The organism is Armatimonadota bacterium, assembly GCA_028871815.1.
Lineage (GTDB): Bacteria > Armatimonadota > Chthonomonadetes > Chthonomonadales > Chthonomonadaceae > REEB205.
On the sequence record JAGWMJ010000004.1, the window covers coordinates 243,715 to 267,656 of the forward strand.

Below are 23,942 nucleotides of genomic sequence, written 5' to 3' on the forward strand. Positions count from 1 at the left end.
CTATGTTCCGTACAGGCGATCACCGAAATCGCCCAGACCGGGAAGTATGTACTTTCGGCAATCCAGACCGCGATCCACGGCAGCGGCGATGATGGACACATCCGGATGCTCGCGGGAAACGCGGTCGATACCTTCAGGCGCAGCCACGATGCAGATCAGGCTTCGGCTTTTGCATCCTGAGCCATCAACCGCCGCCAGAGCAGCACAGGCGGAGCCGCCTGTAGCCAGCATGGGATCGAGCACCATAACATCGTTTCCGTCCACTGGTGGCAACTTGCGGTAGTATTCGCTGCATCGTGCCGTCGCCTCGTCGCGTTCCAGGCCAATGAAGCCAACAGCTGCGCCCGGCAGCAGCTCAAGGGCCGCCTCCAGCATCCCGAGACCAGCCCGCAGCACGGGAACCAGAACTACGCCGGCTTTGAGCGTGACGCCGTCGGTCGGCTCCAGTGGCGTCTGCACCTGACGGGTACTGGTCGACAAGGCGCTGGCCGACTCAGCAATCAGCAGCGCTGTAACGGCACGTGCGCATCGACGGAACTCATCGGGATCCGTGTCCCGCGACCGCAGACGGGTCACCAAAACGTGGACCAGCGGATGGTGGTGCTGAACTAATGGCATGAAGCAACCTGCCGGCTCGGAGGACTACCGGCCTCTTGGGCCTGAATCTCGCGAATCCAGTCCATCACAATCTCGGCGGCTTCCACACGCGAGATCTGAGCCGGCAACCGCCGCGGCTCTCCGAAGACGACGCGCAGGCGCGACCGCCTGAGTGAATTCCGATGTGCTGGGAGCATTTGCCAGCTTCCGAATACAGCAACAGGAACTATAGGGACATTAGATTTAAGAGCAATAAAACCTAACCCCTGTTCCGGCGCCTGCAGCTTGCCGTCTGGGCTCCGGCCACCTTCCGGAAACAGCAGCACCGCCTCGCCATGCTCCAGCCACAGCAATACCCGGCGGATCGCCGCGAAATCGCCACTGTGCCGCCTGACCGGGCTGGCGCCGACCTGATCAAGGAACCACGCTACCAATCTGGAGCGCCATAGCTCCGACTTCGCGACGGAGCGCGTAAAGCGGTATCTGTACAGGGCTGCCAGCACCATTATCGGGTCCAAATAGCTCACGTGGTTACACGCCAGCAGCAGCGGCCCAGTGCGCGGCACGTTCTCAACTCCCTCGACGGTGCAGTGTCCATACAAACGTAGGAAGAGCCGAAGGAGCCGCGCGGCAACATGATAGACCAGCGTGTGGCCGGCATGAGGGTGGGGCTGCCAACCGCTGGCGGGTTCGCTCGGCGCAAGCCGGCGCTCCGGCTCACTCCCATTCTCCGCGCTTTCAGGCATCGCCGTCCGGAAGATCTGCCAGCATCTCCACGGCTTCATCGATGGCCTCGTCGATGGCGCGCAGCGCTTCGTCAATTTCGTCGGCTGTTACGACCAGCGGCGGCTCCATGCGAATCACGCACGGGTTGTTGAGCGTATATGCGGCAATTACCCCGCGACGGACCATGCCATTGATCGTAACCTCGGCATAGTCCTGCTTGGTGAACTCGATGCCGGTCATGAGTCCAAGGCCGCGAACGTTGGCGACGGCGTCATGGTGGCGCGCCTTTACGCTGTTTAGCCCGGCAAGCAACTGCTCACCGCGAATGGCCGCGGCTGCAGCCAGATCCTCGTCTTCAATGACCTGGATCGCGGCAAGTCCGGCAGCACAGGCCAACTGATTGCCGCCGAATGTACTCGAATGAACATACGGATTCGTTGTGAACGCCCGGTTCCAAACCTCCTCCGTGCCCATCGTTGCTCCAATCGGCATAACGCCACCACCAAGCGCTTTTGCCAATGTAAGCAGGTCTGGAGCCACTCCCTCGTGTTCGCATGCAAACATCCGCCCTGTGCGGCCAAGGCCGGTCTGCACCTCGTCCACGATGAGCAGAATGCCGGCAGCATCGCAGATTCGCCTCAAGCCTGCCAGGTAGCCGCGGCGCGGCGTAACAATTCCGCCCTCACCCTGAACCGGCTCAATGATTATGGCGGCAGTACGCTCATCAACTGCAGCGGCGGCGGCGTCCAGATTGTCGTAGGGTACGTGACAGCAGCCTGGCACGAGAGGTTCAAACGGCTGACGAAACTTGTCGCGTCCTGTTGCCGCAAGGCTCCCCATACTCTTGCCGTGGTAGGCGCCGATCGTGCTGACGAAGTTCGTTTTGCCTGTAGCGATGCGAGCTATTTTGAGCGCCGCCTCCACAGCCTCGGTCCCGCTGTTGCTAAAGAACGTATAGGTGAGGTTGCCGGGCGCCACATCTGCAAGGCGCTCCGCCAGCCGGGCCTGCGGCTCTTGAAAGAAGGTTCGCGTTGAAAGCGGCATACGGTCGAGTTGTGCATGCACCGCTTGAACCACGGCTGGATGGCGGTGACCCAGCGAGAAGACGCCGAACCCACCCAGAAAATCGAGGTACCTCCTGCCGGATGCCGTCATTACGTGGCAGCCGGAGGCCGAGACCTCCAGATCGTCAAAGCCGCCGAACTGAAGCAGACGGGCCAGCCCGGGATTGATGTGTGCTTTGTAGAGATCAATTACCGATTCGGCGCTCGAACGCGCTTCGGCGGTGACTGTGTCCGATTCTGTCTGCACCACGACGCTCATGATACGGATGCCCCCTGAGTGGACCAAACCCGTCGGGTTGTCGCGCTTCAGTATAGCATTCCGCCCAAGCCACCGATGGCCGGCGCCGGAGTGCACGGTGCCTTTTGTGCGTCGGTTCCAGCTACGGCAAATGCGTTACACCGAGCACAGTACGCTGTGCGGGAGTTAATCCGTCCCAGGTTGCCGGCCGCAGGTACTGCTGTTGATTCAACTGCTGCGGCTGGTTCCGGCGGCAGAAGTAACCGTGCAGAACCCTGCGGGACCGGCCCGAAGTGTTGAGCGTGCCACCGTGCCACACGTGGCTGTTTACCACCACAACATCGCCGGGATCACCGCGGAGCACCACCTCATCCGGATGCGTCGCCGACGTCTCTTCCATAACGTCACCCGGAAGTTGCGTACCACGATGGCTGCCGGGCACAAGTCGGGTTGCGCCATTCTCTGGACCAAAGTCATCCAGCAGCCAGAAGGAGTTGCACACCTGGTAGCCGGGCGTCTCTCTGCGGCCCCAATCAGCGTGCAGCGACTGCAGTCCCTGGCCGGGGAGCGCGTTACGGCTGTTAAGCGATGACAACTGAAGGTCGTAATCCAAAACGTGCGCCACAGCCGCCAGCACGCGTGGGTGAGAAATCACGATCCAGAATTCCGATCCCTTGTTGATCAAGTCGGAGAGCCGCTCCGTTCCACCCTCCTGGTGCACTTCGAGCCCAGCGCGGTCCTGCTCCTCCGCCATCAGCGCGCCAATCCGGTTTCGGAGCGCTTCCACGGTGCTGCTGGCCATAAGCCTGGGAAAGCGCACATAGCCGTCCCGATCAAGGCGTTCGCGGTCGTCCGCGGTGATGGTGTCATCACCAACTCCAAGCTCGACCAGTGCCTCGCGTATCTCCATAGAGTCAAACCTCCGTTGTCGCCAGCGCAGTGCTACTCCGTGCCGGTGTGTGAAGTGAACCAGGTGGCTAGGTCATCCGGCGATAGCGCATCGGGTGTCAACTCGGCCCTGCGTGCCTGGCCAAGATTGTGATATACGCGCATTATCGCGGCAGCGGGCGAGAAGCCGGAGTCGGCGCGCATTACCAGTAACGGGTGTGGTGCGGCAAGCAGCGCCGCGGTGGTGAAGTCGCCCATTTTTCGCAGCAGCGGACTGTACAGGTCGTTCGTCAGCAGCGCAGCATCAGTCCTCAAGTCCAGGTTACCCGCATCACACATCGCTGCATCTGCGTCCGGCGCGGCAAGCAACGCCGGCAGTCCGCACCAGCCGGTCCCAGCTATCGCGACACGGGCGCCATGAAAGCGCTGGCGGAGCCATGACATCGCCGTAACGCAGTCCTGCACGCGATCCTGCAAGAGCGTGCGATTGTAACAGGTGAAGTAACCGTTCCACGGATCATAGCCTCGGGCCGTTTCCGCTGCCGCCGTAAGTGGATGAAAGATAAGAACCTCTGCCCCACGCCGCAGAAGCGCCTTTGCAACGTCCGTTGGCGCCGTGTTTAAAGGGTTCCAGTCTGAGTCGGCCAGCGCCACAACCGGTAGTGCCGGGTTGCGTCGCGCCGGCGAGTACAACATGCACTCGATTCTGTCGCCGAAACCGGCGCGACCAATGGCAAGTCGCTGCCCTTGAACATCCGCACCCATCGGTGTCGGCGCTGTTCCGAGCGTGCGTAGCTCTCCGGGCCCGGGAGCGCGAGCCTGGAGCGTGTCCCTCCAAACGGGGAGCCACCGTTGGTTGAACCGTTTTAAACTCGCGGCGTCGTGGGGCTCATCCGCGGCGAGGAGCGCACGCGCTTCGGCAATTCGCGCCGCGGTGTATTCGGCCGGCCCGGCGGCATCGGCTGGCATTCCGTTAGGGAAAACCCGGAGTTCGGCGAGCGGAGGCATCGTATATGGCGGTTCGATGTACGAGTCTGCCTTCGGCCGGTGCAGCAGCCACTTGCCGAAGAAGCGATCTACTGCCGTTCGACTCTCTCGATTGATGTTATGCGGCGCGTCGACGATGGTGGTAGCGAGCCGGTCGGCGTGGTGATAGAGTTGGTATATGCTTCGCACGGCCGGACCTTCCACCGTCATCATGGTGCGCGTCCAATCGCCAGTGGCGCCAACCATGATCTGTGGTTTCGGTGCCGCGCATGCCGCCAACTCCATGTTCGAGAACCGAATTCGAAGTTCCGGACCATTTTCACAGAGGCAGCCGCCTTGCATCGTATGCGACACCATGACGCATGGCGCAACCGCTGCAAGGCGGTCATCCACGGCGGTGAGGAGCATCGTTTGCGAACCGCCGCCGCTCTCACCGGTAATGGCCAGCCGGTTGCCATCAACCTCAGGAAGCGCTTTCAGAAAGTCGAGGCACCGGATACTGTTCCACGTCTGCAGCCCGATGAGCGTGACGCCCCACAACCAGTGTTCACGGTCATCGCCAAAGGAGTGATCCAGCTGGCGCGTGTCGTTATAGCCAACCATATCGTAACTGAACGCCACGCAGCCCATTCTGGCGAAGGTAATGCAGCGGGCCGGAATGGAACCGATGTCGCTGTTCTGGAGCCGGCCATCGGCCCAGTGCCCGTGGGCTACCAGAATTCCCGGCCATTTGCCGTGCGGCGGCTGCCCGAGCGGTGTGTACAGGTTTCCGGCCAGGTAGAAGTGCGGGTAAGTCTCAATGGCTACTTTAGCGACACGATATCCCGGGTGGTCGGTCCAGTCGAAGACTTTCGCGTTCAGCCGAGTCCGTCGGGGCAGTGGGTACAATCCGCACGAAACCAGGACCTGACGCCGAATAGCAGCGCGCCGTCTGCGCCACGCAGCCAGCGTCGTCACCACCGGGAAGGTGCGCGGTGTGTTGAGCGTTACCGGTGGCTGCACGAGCCGTAAGTCGCTCTGGGGCAGCGTCGGTGGTGTGGTGGCGGCCATTGTAGCAGCAATCAGAAATGGCAGATGAAGCGGCATAGGTTAGGCCAGGAATGGTGCGTGGCGCAGGGCGTTTCCAGATTTCGGCATCGGTTGCGTGCGAACCTGCGCATGTCCGGTTTGGATCGGCCAGTACGGAGCAGGCAGAATGCAAGAGTCCGGCGTCGGTGTCATCGGCTTTGGCTTTATCGGACGCGTTCACGCGCACGCACACTTAAGCCTCCCACTGTTTTATGATCCTTTACCGCTTCGAACGCGTTTGACAGCGGTTTGCGCGCCGTCGGAATCGTCACGCCGGCGTGCGCTTCTGCAGGCGCCATTCGTTGCTGCCGAAAAAGAGGTCTCCACTCTGCTGGCGCGCGACGATGTGCAGCTGGTGCACATCTGTACGCCCAACGATTCGCATGCGGATGTAGCGATACAGGCCCTTGCGGCCGGCAAGCATGTTTACTGCGACAAGCCGTTGGCCCGAACATTGGCGGAGGCGGAGAGCATTGCCGCAGCGGCTGCGGCCAGTGACCGGGTTTTTCAGTTGACGTATAACTACCGTTTCCTGCCGGCGACAATGCGCGCGCGCGAGCTTGTAGAGGACGGGATTCTTGGTCGCTTGCTGTCGTTTCGCGTGGCATATCTTCATGCCGGCTATGTTTCCAGGGATCGGCCCTGGACATGGCGAACGTCGTTTGCCCGGAGTGGAGGTGGCGCCTGTATGGACCTCGGCACGCACGCTGTGGATCTGCTCCGGTATTTGACCGGGACCGAAACAGCCCTAGAAGGCGGCGGAGAAATCGAGGCCGTCACCGCTGTGATGGCCACGCACACAACGACGCGACGGGACGCAGATGGAGAGCAACATAGCGTGGACGTGGACGACCTGACGCTGGCAACTCTGCGCCTGGAGGGCGGCGCGGTTGGATCGGTGGAAGCTTCGCGGATCGCTACGGGCGCACAGGATGAGCTGCGCCTGGAGCTGCACGGGGAGGCTGGAGCAATTCGCTTCAACCTCATGGAACCTGGTTGGCTGGACGTTTACGACAACCGACTGCCGGAAGCGCCGGGTGGCGGGGATCGCGGGTTTAAGAGACTTGAGGCCGCAATGCGTTTCCCTCCGCCGTATCAGCTTGGGGCTACCAAGAACCCGATCGGCTGGCTAAACAGTCACATTCACTCCGTTTATCGATTTGTAGAGAACGTGGCGCGAAGCGAGAACGGCTTACCGGTAACGGCTGGTACTCCCACCGTATGGGACGGCCTTGCCGCCCAGCGCGTCATCGACGCCTGTCTCCGCTCTGCCGCGGAAGGAGGGGTGTGGGTGAGCACTGGGTCCGACGCAGGTCGGCCGTGGTAACTACCGGCCTGGCTTGCGCCGACTAGGCTGGTACCTCAAGCTCTCGGAGAGCAGCTTCGCGTACCGGCGCCGCTTCATCTTCGGTCAGCCGTTTCAGAGCTGCCCGGCAAGAGTCGCCACCACGCCTGGCGAGCGCTGCGGCCGTAGCGGCCCTGACCGGACTGCGCTCGTGTGACGATAGCTCCAGAAGCGCCTTACCGGCGTTGTCGCTGCGATGTCCCACAAGGCCAAGAACGGCTGCTGCAAGCGGCGCTCCGGTGAGTCGGTTCGCAGATGCCACGATCAGTTCCGGCGCGTCGGCGAGCTGGGCATTCGCCATTGTGATCAAGGCGCACGCGGCAAGGCCGTCGTCGTGGCCCTGCAGGTATGGCACCAATACTCGCTGCAGGTGCTCGGCTTCCAGTTGGGCTAGTGAGGTCATGCACTCCATAAGCACGTCGGGGTCCGGCTCAAGCGCTGGGAGGCGCAGCTTCACGACCAACGGTGTAATTGCCGATGCATCGCACATTCGGCCCAATGCAGTGGCGGCTGCCTTGCGCACACCATTTGCCATCGCGATTATCTGGAACAGCAGAACAGCAATGTCAGGAATCGACCACACATCCCGGTATTCCGACAAAGACAAGGCACAGGTTCCCCGCAGGTGAGCGGCGGTATCGTACGGCTGACCGCCAATCGGTTCGATCTGGACGATAGTCAGCGACGAGCGGAGCGCGTCGACCGCAGCGGTATGGCGCAGTCTTCCGAAGCATATGGCCAGGCTGTTCCGAATGTGGCAGCCAGGGTCGCGTTTCAGACCGTCTGCCATGAGCCAGAGGTACGTTTCGAGGAGTCTGTCGCCCTCCTCTAGCCCGGCGCTCTCTTCAAGATAATGTGCCGCCAGCGCTGCAACATAGGTCGACCTGTCGCGCAGCAGCTTGAGAAGTATCTCGCGCTGCCGCGGTACATCCAGGCGACGGGCACGGTGGCAGGCACGGATCCTTTCTGCGGCATCCTTCGACGCGAGCATGCGATCGAAGTCATCCACCGCATGCTGGAATGCGCCCGTGCCTCCCGTCAATCGGTGAGCGAAATAACGGGCGCCGGCACGAGTATGGAGCCGGGATTCGGCCAGGCTCGCACGGCAGTGCCTATCGAGAAGAACTCGATCACATGGCTGCCCCACGCATAGTTGGATTCCTGTACGCGCTGCCCGATGATGCCGTCGGCATTCCGTGCCTCGGCTTCTGCTTGAATACGCGAAAGCGCCAACTCACGAGCGTCGTAGAGCGCCTGCGTGTAGTTATCCATCTCCACGTTGCGACCCATCTGCTTCAGCGCCTTGAGGACCCCCTGGTAGGCTACAAAGTAAACGCAGGCGCCCATCACCAACGCCAGTGGACGGTAGCCCGTCCGAAGGAGTGTCCAGAAGTCCTGGCCACTCAGATCCGAGGTGAACGGCTTGCCGTCGTCGCAGCGAAACGACTGTCCGTCGCTCCGCTTGATCGCGGTTCCGATCGCCATGAACTCCGCCAGACCCTCGCCCCATGCCGACTGGTTCACCACCAGGCGCACGCCAACCACGCCGTCGGCGCCGAGGAGGGATGCCTCTTCCTCCATCCGTGTCATCGCCAGTTCGCGCGCCTGATACATCGCCTGCGTCAGTACCGAAAGCTCCTGACTCTGAAAGATTCCGGTCATCTGGAAGCCGATGTGATAGATAGAGCTGCCCATAACCAGCCCGAGCGGTTCAAATCCAGACTCCCGAACCAGGGTCAGCTCGTTCACCGAGAGATCGCTCGTGAACAGTCCCTTTTTGGTTGCGCTGGGCAGCATCTCGCCCAGGCGGCGCAGTGCGGCCTCCGGCAATCCTGCGGTTGACATCGGTTCGTTCGACATGGACATGCTCCTCGATTATCCGTTAATGAATGTGTTTAGCGCATCACGTGCCTGTGTGCTCAGTTTTGCCTGTTCTTCCAGAGCGCGCGACACCTCTTCCAACCAATCCTCCACGCTTAAAGGCGCTGTCTTGATGGCGATTCCACGCACCACGTGCGTCCGCTCAGCGACGAGTGGCCCCCGCGATGGGCTGCGCAGCGTGTAAACGAGCTCGCCCACGCTTAGCGATACGGCCACGGGCCGCTTCTCTCCAAACAGCGATCCACGCCTTTCAACGCGCGCCGAGCCGACCGGCAGCCGCTCAAACAGATCTGTCAACTGCTGCATAAACGTTGCCTGATCGGCACGAACCGCTGCCTGCAGAGCGGCAGCTACGCCTGTTCGCAACCAACCTGCCTCGTCCGATCCGTTATTGGGCATTGGGTCTCACTTTACCTTCCCGCCTACCTTCGCGACGTGAGAGTCAACACCGTTCGGTCGTGCACCGGTGTTATCTCAACCAGGTAGGTCTCGGTGCCCGTCCTTTGCAGATCCGCCTCCACCGCAGCCTCCTTGCCGCCCGCTTCACGCACGAACAGCCGGAGGCGGCGACCCCCAGCCGGAGCGCGAATCTGGAGCCTCACAGCGATGCACGCCGCATTCCAAACTTCCCATGAGGTACTCACGTGCTTCCGCGGCCCCGGATGCTGCGTCGTTATCGAAACCTCCGCCGCGGTCGGCATGCCAATTGGACTTCGCGAGGTTACCGTAAGCGACGAGCGGGCGCCCAGCTTCGCTCCGACGTCACCAATCTCGATCGGCGGGTGTGCCCATCCCCAGGGACATTCCGTAGCACCGGTTCTAACAGCCCACGCAGAATCGCCATAGGAGTAGTGCCAGTATTCGTCGCGGCAGTTTGAGAATCCCGCCGAAAGCATTGCGTCAACGAGCAGCCCCCGATTGCGGCGAGCGGCGGAAGATAGCCCCCGAACTGCCGTTTGCGCGGCCGCCCAGCCCTCCAGAGGAGTGGAAACGTCCAACGCCTTTCCATCTGCGTCAACCAGCTGTACGTCTACCGCACCGCCCGTGCAGTGACCCGGTGGCGCCTTCTGATCGTATGGCGCGAAAAAGCGGTTCGTTGCCCTGCACAGGGCAGAGAGCGGCCAATGAGGGTGGGCGCTTTTCATCTGCGCGAAGTACGCGTCCCAACCGGCCATCTGCATCCGCCGTGTTCTAACTGCAGACATCACGCGCAGTCGCAGACCGGTGGGAAGACGCGACTCCGCCGTCACGAGCATCTCCACCGCGGTGGGACGAAGCCACGGGCACACCCAATCAGCCAGCAGTATGTGTGGTGCGGCTCGATAGAGAGGCACCAGATGCTCCCGTCTATCGTACGGAACACCGTACTCCATAATCGTTACGCGGTTCAATGCGGCGATTGGCTCCGCGGCGCCAGGTCGCATGCGCTACTCTTCTCGCTCTGCGTCGTCGTCCTCAATATCCTCGGAGGCGCCGCTGCAATCGGTATAGCGGCTGATCTGCGCCGCGCGAAACACGTGCGCCACGAAATCCTCGCGATCGAATCGTGCAAGGTAGCTGGAGACGATATCGTCGTCGATCTGTGCCAGCAGCAGTTGCTCGTCATCCACTGAAAAATCGACCTCGAAAATCACGGTGGCGTGGATAGTATCGAGCGCAAAGTGAACGTCAACCTGGCCAACGCGCTTCTCGCCATCCCAAATCAGGTGAATCTCGGACGAGTTTGTGCGCACGAGACGGGTTAACTTATAGTGCGTGTCCACATAGGTCTCCTGCCGATTGTGCAGTCACATGACGCGCCGTCATCGTCACGCCGCCGATCGCAGCCATCTGGCAAACCAATGGAGAGTACGTTCCCACGACAGGTGCGCTGCCTCGGGGCGGTACATGGGCCGCGTATCGTTGTTGAAGGCGTGGCCAGCTCCCGCGTATTCGTACAACTCGAAGCTCTTATGGGCGGCTTTCAGTGCATCGCGCAGCCTGCCGACGTCGGCCACGGGAATTGACGTATCTTCCGCACCGAAATGGCCGATGAGCGGGGCATGCATGCTCGCGACCACATCGAGCGGAGCCATCTTCTGGTCGCCACCTCCGGCCGCGATTCGACCGTACCACGCCGCGGCGGCGTTGACCAGCGGGCACTCAGCGGCTGAAAGCATGGCGAATCTACCGCCATAGCAAAAGCCGGCGACACCGATCCTCCCGCTCGAATTCGAAAGGCTATTGAGATACGCGGCAGCAGAGTCGATATCGCCCAGCACCTGTTTATCAGGAATACGGTTTACGAATTCCATCAGGGGCTGAAAGCCGCCGGCCGCATCCGGCGGCGCGCCTTTGCGTGAGAAGAAATCCGGCGCGACCGCCGTATAGCCGGCCTCCGCGAACCTGCACGCGATGCTCTTTATGTGATCCGTAACGCCGAATATCTCGTGAATGACGATCACGCCTGCCCGCTTGCCCTTGCGGTGCGGCTCGGCCAGGAAGCCGTTGATGGTGGCGCGGTCAGAAGCAGACGGGCCGGGAGGTATCGCGCAATTAGCATGTGCAATTGAGGAATCGGCGAGAGCACGCTCCGTCGGTGTCATTTCCCTGTCGGTCTGGCCGCTGCCGGCTCGCACCAGCACGGAAGCCGCCGCACCAGCGAGGAGGTCCCGCCGCGTTGCCGTGGTCTCCGCACTATCCGCCTTCTTGTCGTTGTTGTGAGACGTCATTCTAAAACCCCCCGCCCAGCAACCGGGCTAACAGCACGCATGGCTTCCTGTCTCCTGCAGGATTCGCAGGTACTTCGGCCGAAAAAGCCCGTGTATGCGCATCTGGGTACCTATCGCTCTCTCCGCGGTCTGCATCTCGGCTTACCTGTTTGATCAACACACTGCAGCGGCCGTGGTTCCGCAAGGCGCGAATCCCCCATCAGGCTGGAGCTGGATTTGGGCCGCAGGTAAAGGCCCTTCACCAGATACCATTTTCTGTCGCACCCATTTCAGGGTACCGCAACAGATACACTCTGTGCGCCTCCTGATTACCGCCGACAGCACCTATACAGCGTGGATAGATGGCGCCAGCCAGCCGGCCGCAAGCGGCCATGACTGGTCGCTGGTTAACCGGTACGATATCACCGCCAGCGTCCGCCCAGGTGACAACCTGCTCTGCGTGGAGGCGACCTCGGGTCGTACGCAGGGTGGCTTGATATTCGCCATAACCGGGTCGATTCATGGTAGCAGAGTGACGCTGGCCGCATCCGGCGACACCGTCCGGGCCAGCCGCAGAGTACCAGCGATATGGCGGGCGGTGCAAACGGACGACTCGCAGTGGCCGGTGGCGGCTGTTGTGGCGCCGGCCGGTGGGGGACCGTGGAAAACGCTGCAGGCGGCGCCGGCGACCGACTATACGCACCTGGCTCCGGTATGGGATATACGTAACGGCGACAAACCCGGCGTCGATCCGTATTCAGCCGATCGAACCGACGGGCAGCGGATGCTATTGAGCGCCAGTGTTGCGCCGGTGCCCGAGATGCAACTGCTTGCGGCGGTTGGCTTCACCCTCTTTCAGAGCGACTCGGATCATCTCTCCACCGAAGAGACCTCCCCCGGCCACTGGGATTGGCAAAGACAGCTTGCCGAAAGCCGGGCAGCACATGGCCTCGGGCTTGACTGGGCGTACTTCGAGCACGAGGCGTTTCCGCCGCCTTGGGCCAGGAATGCGCCCGGCTTCGTTCCGATATCGTGTCTGGAGCATAATCAGCCCGTCGAGGCTTGGTCCCCGTGGGCGCCGGCGTGGGCCGACTTCATCGACCGAGGTTACACGGCGCTTGGCGCGGCGTTTACCGGCCCAACGGCGCCGGCGACTAGCCGTAAGCCTACGCTAAACGCGTTGTGCGTGGGGATACACGGTGACTATGGCGAGGCCGGCTTTTTCACCGGCGCGCGCGTGTCAGTGCCAATCCAGCGCGATGACTGGTTGAAGCGCTTCGGAAACCTGCATGATCATCTTGGATGGTGGTGCAACGATCCGGACGCCCGTGCCGACTTTCAGAAGTCGATGATCGCAAAATATGCCGGGATCAAGAGTCTGGACGCTGCATGGAAACGCGACTGGACGGCGCCGGCACAGATCGCGTATCCCGTGGGAGAAAAGGCGGTCACCAACCGCGAATGGCTCGACTTTACCGGCTGGTACAGCGAAGCGATAATCCATGCGATCGATCTGAACGTGGCAGCGGCGCGGCGCGCCTTCCCTCATACGCTGCTCATGGTGCCCGCCGGCCTGGCCGACGAGAACCCGCGTGGCGGGGCTGATCTCAGTCAGATTGTCAAGGAGGCGTCCACACTGGGCGTTACGGTGCGCTCAACGCACGGCGGATTCCGCCCGTTTGCTGAGAATGCCTCAACGATGTTTGGCCGCCTCGGTAGTGCTTGCCGCTTCTACGGCGTACCGTTTTGGTCGGAGCCGCCCGGCATTATAAGTCCGCGCCACGAAGTCGCGCGTATCTTCGAGGCGCTTTCGCAAGGGTGCACCGGCTATTTTGACTGGAGTTCGAACGCCGTAGCCGCCAGCGAGGTCTACTACCGCTACGGGAGCCTGTTGACGATTGACAAGCCGGTGGTGGACGTGGCGATGTTCTATCCTGCCGAAGCGCAGCGGACTCGGCCGGACGAGGGGTATGCACCGCTGTTTGCCCGTGCCTGCGCGTTCCTGCGCGATGCGGCCAATTTCGATCTCGTTGACGACCGGATGGTGGACGATGGCTGTCTGAGTAAATACCGCATCCTGGTTCTCTGGCAGGGCACGCGCTGCGGTGACGCCACACTCCTGCGTATTCGAGACTGGGTCAACCAGGGTGGGGTGCTGATGGCTTATGACTTCGGCAAGATCGAGGACTTTGACGGCAGCACCAAATGGTTTCACGATCTATTCGGCTACGTTCAGCAGTTGGCTCCGGCGCATGTGACCGACGTCTACTCCGGCGCTGTTCCCGACCAATACCGCATCGCGGTTGCCGATGGAGCGATGAGTCCGTATCTCAGCGGCAACTGGATGGCGCCTGAGACGGTGGAGGGCATGAGCCGCCGCTGGATCTCATCCGGAGCAACGGTGAGGGTGCCGGTGGTTCCGGAACAGAAGTATATCATTGCCATAAGGGCGTGGGTGCCACCCAGCGCCGCGACCCTCAAGCGCCAGCTGCTCATCAACGGTCGCATCATCGGCGATTTGGAAGCCACCGGCGATGTTACTTATCGGTTCCTGGTCTCGAGCGACGCGCTGGTCGATCATCCGCTCACCGACGTCACATTCCGATGCGAGACGTTTGCCCGGCCAGGTGGTATGCCGGGAGCGCCTGCCGAGAACGTGAGCATGGCGATTGCCTGGGTGCAGATGATCCGGTTCGGCACCGCCGAAACAGTCGACTCCGGACCGCCGCCCGGCAGCATCGTTCGCGAACTGGATATGCAACGGCTGGCCACCGACTGGGCGCAGCGATACGGCAAGGGTCTAACAATCTACTTTCCAGCAAATCGCGATAATATTGATGGGTTTATCGAGGTGGTTCGTCACGTGATCTACCACCTCAGCGCCTTGCTGCCCGGTTCCCGCGACGCGCTGCCGTTCGACACCGGCTATGATGGCGTGTATGCTACGCTGTTCCCGGATCGTGTCCTCTTCTATAACTCGACTGCCGAGCCGGTATCACGTACCGTCACTGTGCCGCGCGCGCTCTTTGCGCAGTGGCGTGGTGTGGTACAGACGCCGGACACCGACAGTTGGAAGCTGGATATCGCACCGTACGGCCTCGCAGCGATCTACTTTTCGCCGACGCCGGTTCAGTTGCTTTTCGAGTGCGAGCAGTTTCTACATCTTGGCCACGCCAGGGCATCTGCAAATCCGCTCTGCAGCCCAGGTACCGGTGCAACGTGTGTCCGCCTGAAACCTGGCGATGCCATCTCCACATCGGTAAGCGTGGATCAAGCCGGCCTCTACCGCGTGTTCACGCGTTGCATCCGTAACGGCCAGCCTGTCGCTGTAGACGTATCCATTGATGGCTCGCCGCTGCAGCCACTCAATCGGCTTGCCGGCGCCACCATGCTCAGCGGTATGCTCAAATTGACGCGTGGCCCACACACCATCACGGTTCGGCCTTACGCCGGAAAGCAGGTGCTGGCGGACTTTGTTGCCCTGAGCGATGACGCGAACGTGGCTGGTTACGCGTTTGCACTCCGGACACCACCGTTAGATTAGCGCCAGCCGCATGCTTACGGGCGCTTCTCGGGCTTAGGCGCCTGCGGAATGAAGAGCAGAATCGCGCCGGAATGGGGAGGAAGCACAACCTGATGGACTACCGGCCCGGTCGGTAGGCGCATGCCGCCGGCCAGGTCCACCGTCACGGTTCGGCCGTCGCTCGAGTTTACGTAGACTGCGCCAAACTCGAAGGCACGGCGCCAAACACCGCCACCGATACCGATCACCTGGTGTCGCTCCTGAATCGCGGCGCCAAGCGGGGCGTTAAACCAGGCTGAGTTGCGCTTGATTTCGTTTTGAAACACGCTGAGGTCGAGACCGGCGTCCACAGCCTGGCCCGGGGCTAGCGGCATTGGCTGAAACACAAAGCGTGAGCTCCTGCGGGCAACCAGCAGGTAACTGGCAAGTGCATACACAAGTTCGCGTGTGTTGCGATAGGCGGCGTCGGCGATGAATACCTGGCCGCTCTTGGCAGCCCGGTCGGCTGCCTCCATCTCCACCTCCCAGTCAGCTTCCGGCAGCGGTGCGTTGGCCCAGTACGGCCGAACCCATCCTTCGGCCCAACAGCCGTCCATCTCAGGATAGAACTCGTCCCATAAGCGCCCGCGCAGGTTTCGCTCCGATGCCGCGCCGGCAATCGGCAGGGTTGCCTGGCCCACCAACAAGTCGAATCCGGCGGAGGATGGCGCCAGAAGGTAGTATCCGCGATCATAAGTCGCTCGTAGAAAGTCTGCTGTCGCGCGGATGAGATCGGCGCGACCATCGTAGTGCAGCAGGTGAGACGGCACGTAAGTATTGCCGATCGGCAGATCGGCTGCGACCACGCCCTGCGCGCCGGTCTGCTGCATGAGCCGGATCGCGCGTGCCTTCCAGAACGCTTCCCAAGCCGGGAGCGTGTAGTCCATCCAATGACCCTTTGGGGCAAGGTACGGTACGGGTTTACCGTTCTGCCCAAGCAACTGCCACTTCTTCATCGCCGGCTGCCAGTCGCCGACCATACCCATGGCCGACGAGTCCTCGCTGTTCGAACTGGCATGCAGGTAGAGCAGCGGCGTAAACGCCGGGTGCGCCCGTACCGCTGGTGCGAATGCCCCGGGCGGGAGCAGCTGCGGTGGAATCGCGATAACATCACAATTATTCGCCAGCCATGTCAGCTTTGTGGCGGAGAGCAGACGGTCAAACGGTTGATCGCCGAGGCCGTGCAAGAAAACGCCGCCGAGGCGCACTGGGCTGTCTGGCCGTACCAACTCCGTGATGTGGAGGGGAGGCGAGGAGGGTTTGGGCGCTTGAGCAGCGGCGCGTTGAGCGCCGGCGAACGCAGCAAGGAGCAGGGCTATTGCCAGAACTGGTACGTTGGCAGTCCGCGAATGATGCCGAAAATGTTCAACAGGCTGCCGACCGTAAACTGACCCAGCATCAGGCCCACGAAGAATGGAAGCGCCCGATGAAACCCGCGTCTGCCACCGTAACGCAAGATCAGCGACTTGAATATCCAGGCCAGGAATAGCGGTCCCCATACCAGGTTGATCTCCCACGAAGAGGTTACGGCAAAAGCCAGCGGATGCAGTGGCCACCACGGAAATCGCGTACGGAGCCACTGCAGCAGAAACGCGATACCGAAACCAACGCAGATCGCCATGAACTGCTGGAAGTTTCCGTGAGCGGGTGTGTTGAGCCAGCCCTGCAACTGATCATACGACTCGGATCCAAAGGTAAGTTTGGACTTAGCCTCAGCTCCGTAGTGATACATCAAGAAAAGCATTGCCCAGAATGCGATGAAAATGGCTAACGTACTTAAGACGACCATAGCGATATGCCACCGCCGATAGTCACTTCGCGTCTGCTCGGCCATCTTGTACGCTTCCAGCTGCTGCGGCATGGCGTGGCCGCGATAGGCGCGGTTAAACCAGAAGTAGAGTGACATTACCGTCAGGTTAGAGGTACTGAATACTTTTGTGCCGCCGACGCGTGTCAGCACCTGGTCAGGGCCCGTAAAGTGCAGATCGTGAATTGGCGTGCCGAGCTCCGCCCGCATTCGTGTAATCGCGACGGCAAGCGCGAAGTACATCACGAAGAAGGCAATTGCAAGCCACCATGACATGCCGAGGATCATTGAGTAGATCACGAGACCACTGAAGCCAATCACGATTCCGACAATTGCCCACCGGTAACGCATGGGCTCCAGCGAGTCGTCCAGTGGCGACGGTCGGCCCAGGGCACATAGAACCACATCCCGCAAGTACCGGCGGCTGATCCAGATCGCGAAGAAGCAAAACGACATGTAGGCGCCGAACGACTGGCTTTGCGTATACGGAAAAAGCGGGTCGTGATCCAGGGCCAGAGCTACAGCCGCCACATCCTCCATCTTCCACATCCAGTAGAAGAACACGCACGAGAAGAGAAAGTCGAGTGGCATAAACATGCCCAGGCCGATCATGAACGGATAAAACGATATCGGCGTCCATCCGATGGCGTTCCACGGCTTGCTGGTTACAAACTGCCCAATGTCGGTGAAGCTCTGGCCAAAGCCGGGCGTCAGCACCGTTGGAACCGACGGATAGTAGTAGTTGATGCTGTTGATAATGTCGATGCCGGCCGCTATAGCGAAGCCGATCCAGAAAAGCCGATTTCGAAACAGGCCGCCAGTCTGAAATGCCGCGGGGTTGGTAATAATCAACGGCACCTGTACGATTGGGTAGGTCAGTCGTTCATGATCCGTCCACTGCTTCCGCAGAATAGCGTTGATGCAGATAAACACCCATAGCAGGAGTGCCACGAAGCCGGTCCAGATAAGAACTACCGGCAGCCATGCGCGCACATATTTGACCCGCCAAATCGTGTCGTTTCCGGTGTAGTAGGTCTTATAGATCGCCGGATTGGTAACGAAAAAGTGGGGGTTGAGATGCGGGATAATGAGGTGCAGCCAGTTGTTTGAGGCACTCGCATGCTTGTAGGGCCAACTGAGCATTGGGACGAGAATCTCGAGGAAGTCGTGGCCGCCGACGCATGAGCCGATGCAAAGGATGGCGTACACCAAAAGCAGCTCTGCGCGCGTAAGTGGGGTCAGGCGCGTTTTGCATGCCACCAGCTGGTTCAGGCAAGTGAACACGAAGAGCAGAAAGACGGTATTGAAGAGAATGGAGATGGTGGTGGGATGGGCGGAGTACCGCACGACCTCCATCTGCATGACCCAATAGGAGTTGAGAGGCAGCAGAACAACACAGATTGCAGCCGAGCGCCACGTCAGCGCGCGGGTAAACCGTCGAGGCGCCGATGGCGTGGCGCCGGCTGTAACCGGGCTTTCCGTCCAATTCGAGCCGGTCTCTTGGCGATGTACGGTCATACGGTACGCAGGATCCAACGAACCGATGCGCTGACCGAGGCCGCGAAGCCGGTACGTAGGTCGAAACGGAGCTGGTTGTTAACCCGGCGCGAAGTCGTACGTCCGGATGTTGATGTAACGGCCGTGGTTGAGCAAAACCGAGAGCAGGCTCCAGAACGCGCCAACGCCGTATTCACCGAGGATCACCCCGAACATGAATGGCATTACCTTGCGGTTCAGCTTGTAGCCGCCGTAGCGCAACACAAAGTACTTCACCACGCTTGCGATCAGCAGGCACGACCAGTAGTACTCGGCGCCGAAGTTCAACGATATGGCATAACCTGCCGGGTGAAACGGCCACCAATCGTACCGCAGACGCATCAACATCATACCCATAGCCGCCAGAAAGCCGACCCCCAGCCATATCTGGCCCCAAAAATCGGGTCGCAGCGGGCTGCTGCTCCATGATTTGAGGTACTGGAACTGGGGCCAGTTGTGATCGGTCATCACGTTGACACCCGCTCCGTACTGCAAGTGCAGCGCGGCCCAAAAACTGGCAATACCGCCGACCAACATTGCCAGCATCATCGCCCCACCCATGCCGCGCATGCTCACACCTGCCTGCCGGCTCATTTTCATCGCCTCCAACTGGCACGGCATGGCATTACTGCGGTATCCGCGCCCAGAGAACCACCAGAACATGCCCATCATGCTCAGAGCCTGCATACCCACTCCACCGGTACCGGCGAACAGAGTGAGCAAGAACGACCCGTTCATGTTGCCGGCCATTTCATGCGCCGGCGGACCTAGCTCTGCCCGCACTCTCGTGATCGCGATGGAGAGCAGGAAAAAGAACCCGAAATAGCCCAGGATGATCGGCAGAGACATGCCGGCACGCATGCAAAACCAGGTAAGGAAGAGCCCGCCGGCGGCGATACCAATCAGTGCCGTTCGGTACGATAGCGGCTCGTCATGATCGCTCAGTTGGCTGCTGGCCGGATGCACCGCCTTGACCCATACAGCGTGCAGATGGTGGCGCGCGGTCCAGAGCGATGCTACCACGATAGCGAACCAGGCGCCAAATGCCTGCTGGCCGAGATACGGAAAGCTGCTGAGTTGACCGGGCTGAGTGCCAATTGCCGCCGCCAGCACCAGCAGCGCCTTCTTGAACAGAAAGAAGAACCAGATTGAAAAGGAGAGGTCGAGCGGTAGAAAGTATCCAAGTGCGATCAGAAATGGATAGAGTGGCAGTGGCAGCCAGCCGACGGCGTTCCAGGGCGGGGCGGTAAACAGCGCTCCGAGATCCCGGCCCGGTGCGTCGTGGCGGACGACGATGAGGGGCAGTGTGTGATAGAGAGTCGCGATCCCATTGTAGAGATCGAGACTTGCCGCCAGCGCGATGCCGATCCAAAGCGGGCGATTGCGAAAGAACTCCAGTCGACCGCCGCCTTCGGACAGCGCCATGGGAAGCTGGATTATCGGATAGGAGAGCCGCTCGTTATCCATCCACTGCTTACGGAGGATGACGTTGAGGCAGATCATCACGGTGCCGAGCGCCAGGATGAACAGGCACCAGATTGCCACCGGCGCCGCCCAGGCGTCCCATGCGGCGCGCGTGTAGAGAAGCTGTGAACCCAACCCTTCGTACAACGGCCGCAGCACGTTGATGTCCTTGACCATTGCCCACTTTGGAAAGTACCTGGTGAACGCATCCCAGCCCAGGCTGGGCTGCTCATGCTGGAACCAGACTGGAAAGCCCTCCACGGCCGGTATTCCTAACTGAAGCGAGTCATGCCCGGCCAGCGCCGAACCAATCGTCATCATCACGTAGCATGTGATCAACTCGCCTTGTGTGAAGGCCTTCCGAGGGAAGAATCGCTTGAGTACGAAGATATTCACCAGCACCATGAGCAGGAGAAAGAAGACGGTATTCCAGAACAGCGACATCGCTGTGGCGTGATTGGTGTGCCAAATACCTTCAACCTCGATGATCCAGTAACAATTCACAAAGATCAGCAGCGTTCCGAGGAGCAAAATCCGCGGCGTAACGGCGTCCGCCTGTAAGGGCGCAGTGTCGGAGGGTACGCCGTCTGGCGCCGGCGGCGATTGGGCCGAATGGGGTTGTGGAGGGGTGGCCGCTGGCTCCAGGGTTCAAGCCTCCTGTGCCGGTATTGGGTTGGAGGAGCAGGCTCCCGGTGGATTCAGCGCGCTCTCGGCATATACCTGCAAGGCAAGCGCAGCGCTAGGATTCCTGTAGACGAATGACGACCTTGCCGAAGTGCGAACCGCTCGCAAAATACTCGAACGCACGAACAGCCTCGTCAAATAGAAAGACCCTGTCAATACACGGGTGCATCGATGCCGCTTCCATAGCTCGATTGAGGCTCTGGAAATGCTCGCGCGAACCAACCCAAACGCCCTGGATCCGTACAGCCTTGTTGAGAACCGGTGTTAGATTGACCTCGCCGGTGATACCCGCGAGGGCGCCAATCAGTGAGATTGTGCCCCCGGGCGCCACCGCCTTGAGGGACTGTTCCAGCGTTCCGGACCCACCCAGTTCTACCACGTGATCAACACCGCCATCGCACATCTTTCTAACGGTCGACCCCCAATTCTCGTCTTCGGAGTAGTTGATCACGGCATCCGAACCCAGGGATCGGGCACGGTCCAGTTTGGAACCGCTGCTGCTGGAAACCAGAACTCTTGCGCCGGCTTGGTGGGCCAACTGCAGCGCGAAAAGACTGACGCCGCCGGTACCCAGCGTTGCCACCCACTCTCCCGGCTGAATACAGCCGGAGCCAAACAACGCATTCCATGCCGTGACAGCCGCGCAGGGCAGGGCGGCCGTTTCCACGGCGTCCAGATGCGCCGGCGCCCGCACGACGCCGGCTGCCGGCAGCACGGCGTATTCACGGAGCATTCCCGGGAGCGGACCGCCGAGCGTTGCACGTGACGCCTCATGAGTCATTCGCCCGGAGGTCCATAGCGGCATAAAGCAGCCGGCCACTCTATCGCCAACCGACCAACCGGCGGTACCAGGACCAACCGACGCGATGGTACCGGCGCCGTCGGAGAGCGGCACGAGTGGCAGCGGCTGTCTCGGATTGTACGCGCCCTGAACCATCCGCACGTCTCGGGAGTTCAGGCTGGCAGCCTCAATGCGAACGAGGACCTCGCCATAACCAGGTTCTGGAACGGTGGCTTCGGTGAAGTTGAGATGCTGAAATCCAAATCCGCCTGCAAGTTCAACCTGCCGCATGGTAATTGCTCCGCCGATACGACCCTATTCCGCACGAGGAAAAGAAGCTTATCAGTGCAAATGCAAGCCCGCTGAGGTATAGCCCCAGTCTGTAGCTCGCTGGTTGGTACGCAAACCTCACGTTGTGAACACCGGCCGGCACCGCTACCATCCGGAAGATACCGTCGGGTCCAGCCGGCTCTATGCGCTGCCTTCTACCATCCACCATTGCGCGCCATCCGGGGAAGCGTGCGTCGCGCAGGATCAGCACCGCCTGTTGCGGTGTGGAAACAGATAGATCGACGCGCGTTGCGGCGTCCTTAAGCCATGTGCAGCGAGCTCCGGCAACCGCTGGGCCGCGGTCGGTGACGCAGACCGAGGCTCGCGGCAAACCGTCCACGTGGTAGATGCTCATTTCACCTTGCGCGCTGAGAGCAGGCGTCGTTCCGACGGAAGGCAGCGCGGACCCTTCGGCGTTGGCCGGAAGCCTAACCATCCACCGTACGGCCATCTGCCGGCCCAGCGCGGAGGCAGGGTCTTGAATGAAAACCATATTGCCTACTTCCGCGGGGCTCGAGTCGCGCAACCCTGCACGGTTCGGCAGCGCCGCGGTATCGGCCGCATGCTTGTATAATCCGCTGAAGAGCGAATCGTACCCCTGAACATCCCGCAAGCCGTAGACGGTACAGGCGTTTGGTGGAAGTACTGCAGGTGGCGTTTGGTAAAGGCTCCACTGCTGGTTTACCGGCCAGACGCGGCTGTGCCCGGCGTGCTGCTGCAGATACCGAATCGAATCGGTCACAGGATAAACCGCTCGAGCCGGGCTGGTTGGATTGATACCCCAACCGGCGCGCATCAGCTCCAGCACCACAAGTACGGCAACGGCCATCGGCGCCCGTGCGGGATGCCGGGATGAGAAGAGCGTAGCGCCGAGTACCGCGATGACCGCGACGGCGACCGCGAGCCAATCTGCGCCCGTATGACCTATTGCCTGGGCCAGTGATGGCGCCCCCTGTGGGCGCATCGCCAGCTCGCCTACCGTGAGGCGAAGCGCCACGCACAGCGCCAGGACCGCGCCTCCGAAGACAAGGAGCATTTCGCGTCGCGTAGGCTGCCTTTCGGCAACTGCATCCACGCCGACAGCTGCAAGCAGCGCGATGCCCAGCGTAAAGATAACGAGTACACGTGCCGGTGACCCGGTGGAGGAGAAGCCGGGCACTACAAAGTAGAACAGCCGGTTGATCGGTGTTCCGAGCGCCATGAGTAGCGCCGTACCACTCAACAAGCTGGCTCCAGCTGCCAACCATCGTGCGTGATGGCGGCGCAACATCGCCAGTATACCGAAGCCGGCCAGCAGTAGCGGCGCTACGCCAACGTATATCGCCGTTTCGGCCGCGTTATGGCGCACCGGTAAACTGACACCGGGCGCGATCGACTGTTGGTAGAACCCCCAATATGGCCAGGAACGGTTGGTGTCACTGCCGAAGAACTGCGGCAGGAAGGCGCCGATCAGCTCGCCCGGCTGCAGGGCATACTCGCTGTAAGCCTGGTATCCGACCCCGGTTGCCGGTGCGGTTCGGTGCGACAGCCGCGCCAGCTCCATACCAGGTAACACCTGGCACATGCCCAGCAGGGCTCCAACGGATGCAAATCCAACCACGGCGGCCGCGAGTGCCAGGCATCGCCGCGGATTTGTGTCGCGTGCCGCCCGAACCATCAGCGCCATCAGCCATAACCCGCCTGCCAGAAAGCCGTAGAATGCGATCTGCAGGTGCCCGGCTAGCAGCATGCAACCCGTGCCCGCGGCAATACAGGCGCCGTGCAGCCAAAAGCTCCCGCGGCGCTGATAGACAGCCAGCATCGCAGCCAGAATGAGCGGTATCCAGCACGAGGTCTCCAGGAATGTTGGAAGTTGCAGCCACTGCACCTCCCAGGCGCCAAATGCCATTACCGTCCCGGCGGTAAACGCGGCTGCAAAGCTGCATCCGCCTCGGCGTGCGAGGAGCCACGTAAACCAGCCGCACAATGCAAGGTGAACAAGCGCCGACGCGTTGAATGCCGCTGCCGTGTGGAGAATCCAGAAGAGCGCGTTGAGTGGGTAGAACACCGCGCTCTGACTGTTTGCAAGAAACGGTGTGCCGCAAAACTGGTAGGGGTTCCAAAGCGGCACAAAGCCGGTATGCAGAGTTCGCGCCGCGAACAGGCGCCACGGATAGAACTGGGCAACGCTATCCCATCGCAGCGGATTCCACAACTCCGTAGCCGAAGCCGAATGCCACGGGTACATACCGCTCAACAGGCCCGCGGGAACAAAAACACGGCCCGCAAATGTGCTGCGCCAAAGCAGGCACGCG

Annotated in this window: 18 protein-coding genes; 2 read left to right on the forward strand and 16 right to left on the reverse strand. The window is 61.1% G+C overall.

All coding sequences use genetic code 11. From position 1 onward, the window contains the following. The 5 genes from upp to KGJ62_07050 form a co-directional block, all read right to left on the reverse strand. Entirely contained in the window at positions 1-618 is a 618-nt protein-coding gene (gene upp / locus KGJ62_07030; protein MDE2126325.1) for a uracil phosphoribosyltransferase, read from the reverse strand. Then, the gene (locus tag KGJ62_07035) at positions 609-1,382 is read right to left on the reverse strand and encodes a 1-acyl-sn-glycerol-3-phosphate acyltransferase (protein ID MDE2126326.1); all 774 of its coding nucleotides are present in this window, start codon (positions 1,380-1,382) and stop codon (positions 609-611) included. Before KGJ62_07035 ends, upp begins: the two co-directional genes overlap by 10 nt. Further along, positions 1,336-2,646, reverse strand: a complete 1,311-nt coding sequence (locus KGJ62_07040) for an aminotransferase class III-fold pyridoxal phosphate-dependent enzyme (protein ID MDE2126327.1) — start codon at positions 2,644-2,646, stop codon at positions 1,336-1,338. The genes KGJ62_07035 and KGJ62_07040 overlap by 47 nt, the downstream gene beginning before the upstream one ends. A 121-nt stretch (positions 2,647-2,767) precedes the next feature. Then, positions 2,768-3,535 carry a phytanoyl-CoA dioxygenase family protein gene (locus tag KGJ62_07045; GenBank protein ID MDE2126328.1) on the reverse strand — a complete coding sequence of 256 codons (768 nt, stop codon included), beginning with the start codon at positions 3,533-3,535 and terminating at the stop codon, positions 2,768-2,770. Positions 3,536-3,567: 32 nt separating this feature from the next. Continuing rightward, positions 3,568-5,586, reverse strand: a complete 2,019-nt coding sequence (locus tag KGJ62_07050; GenBank protein MDE2126329.1) for a hypothetical protein — start codon at positions 5,584-5,586, stop codon at positions 3,568-3,570. A 109-nt stretch (positions 5,587-5,695) separates the two neighbouring features. On the opposite strand from KGJ62_07050, the gene KGJ62_07055 reads away from it, so the two are divergent. After that, the gene (locus tag KGJ62_07055; GenBank protein MDE2126330.1) at positions 5,696-6,895 is read left to right on the forward strand and encodes a Gfo/Idh/MocA family oxidoreductase; all 1,200 of its coding nucleotides are present in this window, start codon (positions 5,696-5,698) and stop codon (positions 6,893-6,895) included. Positions 6,896-6,917: 22 nt separating this feature from the next. Here the strand turns inward: KGJ62_07055 and KGJ62_07060 are convergent, their stop codons facing one another. The 6 genes from KGJ62_07060 to KGJ62_07085 are packed head-to-tail and all read right to left on the reverse strand — an operon-like array spanning position 6,918 to position 11,505. Further along, entirely contained in the window at positions 6,918-7,955 is a 1,038-nt protein-coding gene (locus KGJ62_07060; protein ID MDE2126331.1) for a hypothetical protein, read from the reverse strand. Further along, positions 7,952-8,773 (reverse strand): heavy metal-binding domain-containing protein, encoded by an 822-nt coding sequence (locus KGJ62_07065; GenBank protein ID MDE2126332.1) that lies wholly within the window; start codon positions 8,771-8,773, stop codon positions 7,952-7,954. Before KGJ62_07065 ends, KGJ62_07060 begins: the two co-directional genes overlap by 4 nt. A 15-nt stretch (positions 8,774-8,788) precedes the next feature. Further along, complete coding sequence (locus KGJ62_07070) at positions 8,789-9,193, reverse strand: hypothetical protein (protein MDE2126333.1); 405 nt, start codon at positions 9,191-9,193, stop codon at positions 8,789-8,791. Between the two features lie 23 nt (positions 9,194-9,216). Further along, positions 9,217-10,218 carry a hypothetical protein gene (locus KGJ62_07075; protein MDE2126334.1) on the reverse strand — a complete coding sequence of 334 codons (1,002 nt, stop codon included), beginning with the start codon at positions 10,216-10,218 and terminating at the stop codon, positions 9,217-9,219. A gap of 3 nt (positions 10,219-10,221) precedes the next feature. Then, on the reverse strand, positions 10,222-10,557 hold the full coding sequence (locus tag KGJ62_07080; protein ID MDE2126335.1) for a hypothetical protein: 336 nt from the start codon (positions 10,555-10,557) through the stop codon (positions 10,222-10,224). 45 nt (positions 10,558-10,602) lie between these two features. After that, the gene (locus KGJ62_07085; GenBank protein MDE2126336.1) at positions 10,603-11,505 is read right to left on the reverse strand and encodes a dienelactone hydrolase family protein; all 903 of its coding nucleotides are present in this window, start codon (positions 11,503-11,505) and stop codon (positions 10,603-10,605) included. 295 nt (positions 11,506-11,800) lie between these two features. Here KGJ62_07085 and KGJ62_07090 point away from each other — a divergent pair, with 295 nt between their 5' ends. Then, positions 11,801-15,028, forward strand: coding sequence for a hypothetical protein (locus KGJ62_07090; GenBank protein MDE2126337.1), 3,228 nt, complete (start codon positions 11,801-11,803; stop codon positions 15,026-15,028). A 14-nt stretch (positions 15,029-15,042) separates the two neighbouring features. Here KGJ62_07090 and KGJ62_07095 read toward each other — a convergent pair whose 3' ends face one another. The 5 genes from KGJ62_07095 to KGJ62_07115 all read right to left on the reverse strand — a co-directional run bounded on the left by KGJ62_07095 (position 15,043) and on the right by KGJ62_07115 (position 23,875). Continuing rightward, positions 15,043-16,233 (reverse strand): hypothetical protein, encoded by a 1,191-nt coding sequence (locus tag KGJ62_07095; GenBank protein MDE2126338.1) that lies wholly within the window; start codon positions 16,231-16,233, stop codon positions 15,043-15,045. Positions 16,234-16,361: 128 nt separating this feature from the next. Next, positions 16,362-18,371, reverse strand: coding sequence for a hypothetical protein (locus KGJ62_07100; GenBank protein ID MDE2126339.1), 2,010 nt, complete (start codon positions 18,369-18,371; stop codon positions 16,362-16,364). 78 nt (positions 18,372-18,449) lie between these two features. Beyond that, positions 18,450-20,384, reverse strand: a complete 1,935-nt coding sequence (locus KGJ62_07105) for a hypothetical protein (protein ID MDE2126340.1) — start codon at positions 20,382-20,384, stop codon at positions 18,450-18,452. Between the two features lie 208 nt (positions 20,385-20,592). After that, positions 20,593-21,609: an NAD(P)-dependent alcohol dehydrogenase gene (locus KGJ62_07110; protein ID MDE2126341.1), complete on the reverse strand. Its 1,017-nt coding sequence runs from the start codon at positions 21,607-21,609 to the stop codon at positions 20,593-20,595. Continuing rightward, on the reverse strand, positions 21,596-23,875 hold the full coding sequence (locus KGJ62_07115) for a hypothetical protein (protein MDE2126342.1): 2,280 nt from the start codon (positions 23,873-23,875) through the stop codon (positions 21,596-21,598). The genes KGJ62_07110 and KGJ62_07115 overlap by 14 nt, the downstream gene beginning before the upstream one ends. Between the last annotated feature and the right edge of the window lie 67 nt (positions 23,876-23,942).

Excerpts from the sequence above, each read along its gene's own strand:
- upp (MDE2126325.1), bottom strand. The coding sequence starts at position 618 with ATGCCATTAGTTCAGCACCACCATCCGCTGGTCCACGTTTTGGTGACC.
- KGJ62_07035 (MDE2126326.1), bottom strand. The coding sequence starts at position 1,382 with ATGAAGCCGTGGAGATGCTGGCAGATCTTCCGGACGGCGATGCCTGAA.
- KGJ62_07040 (MDE2126327.1), bottom strand. The coding sequence starts at position 2,646 with ATGAGCGTCGTGGTGCAGACAGAATCGGACACAGTCACCGCCGAAGCG.
- KGJ62_07045 (MDE2126328.1), bottom strand. The coding sequence starts at position 3,535 with ATGGAGATACGCGAGGCACTGGTCGAGCTTGGAGTTGGTGATGACACC.
- KGJ62_07050 (MDE2126329.1), bottom strand. The coding sequence starts at position 5,586 with ATGCCGCTTCATCTGCCATTTCTGATTGCTGCTACAATGGCCGCCACC.
- KGJ62_07055 (MDE2126330.1), top strand. The coding sequence starts at position 5,696 with ATGCAAGAGTCCGGCGTCGGTGTCATCGGCTTTGGCTTTATCGGACGC.
- KGJ62_07065 (MDE2126332.1), bottom strand. The coding sequence starts at position 8,773 with ATGTCGAACGAACCGATGTCAACCGCAGGATTGCCGGAGGCCGCACTG.
- KGJ62_07070 (MDE2126333.1), bottom strand. The coding sequence starts at position 9,193 with ATGCCCAATAACGGATCGGACGAGGCAGGTTGGTTGCGAACAGGCGTA.
- KGJ62_07075 (MDE2126334.1), bottom strand. The coding sequence starts at position 10,218 with ATGCGACCTGGCGCCGCGGAGCCAATCGCCGCATTGAACCGCGTAACG.
- KGJ62_07085 (MDE2126336.1), bottom strand. The coding sequence starts at position 11,505 with ATGACGTCTCACAACAACGACAAGAAGGCGGATAGTGCGGAGACCACG.
- KGJ62_07100 (MDE2126339.1), bottom strand. The coding sequence starts at position 18,371 with ATGACCGTACATCGCCAAGAGACCGGCTCGAATTGGACGGAAAGCCCG.
- KGJ62_07110 (MDE2126341.1), bottom strand. The coding sequence starts at position 21,609 with ATGCGGCAGGTTGAACTTGCAGGCGGATTTGGATTTCAGCATCTCAAC.
- KGJ62_07115 (MDE2126342.1), bottom strand. The coding sequence starts at position 23,875 with ATGTACCCGTGGCATTCGGCTTCGGCTACGGAGTTGTGGAATCCGCTG.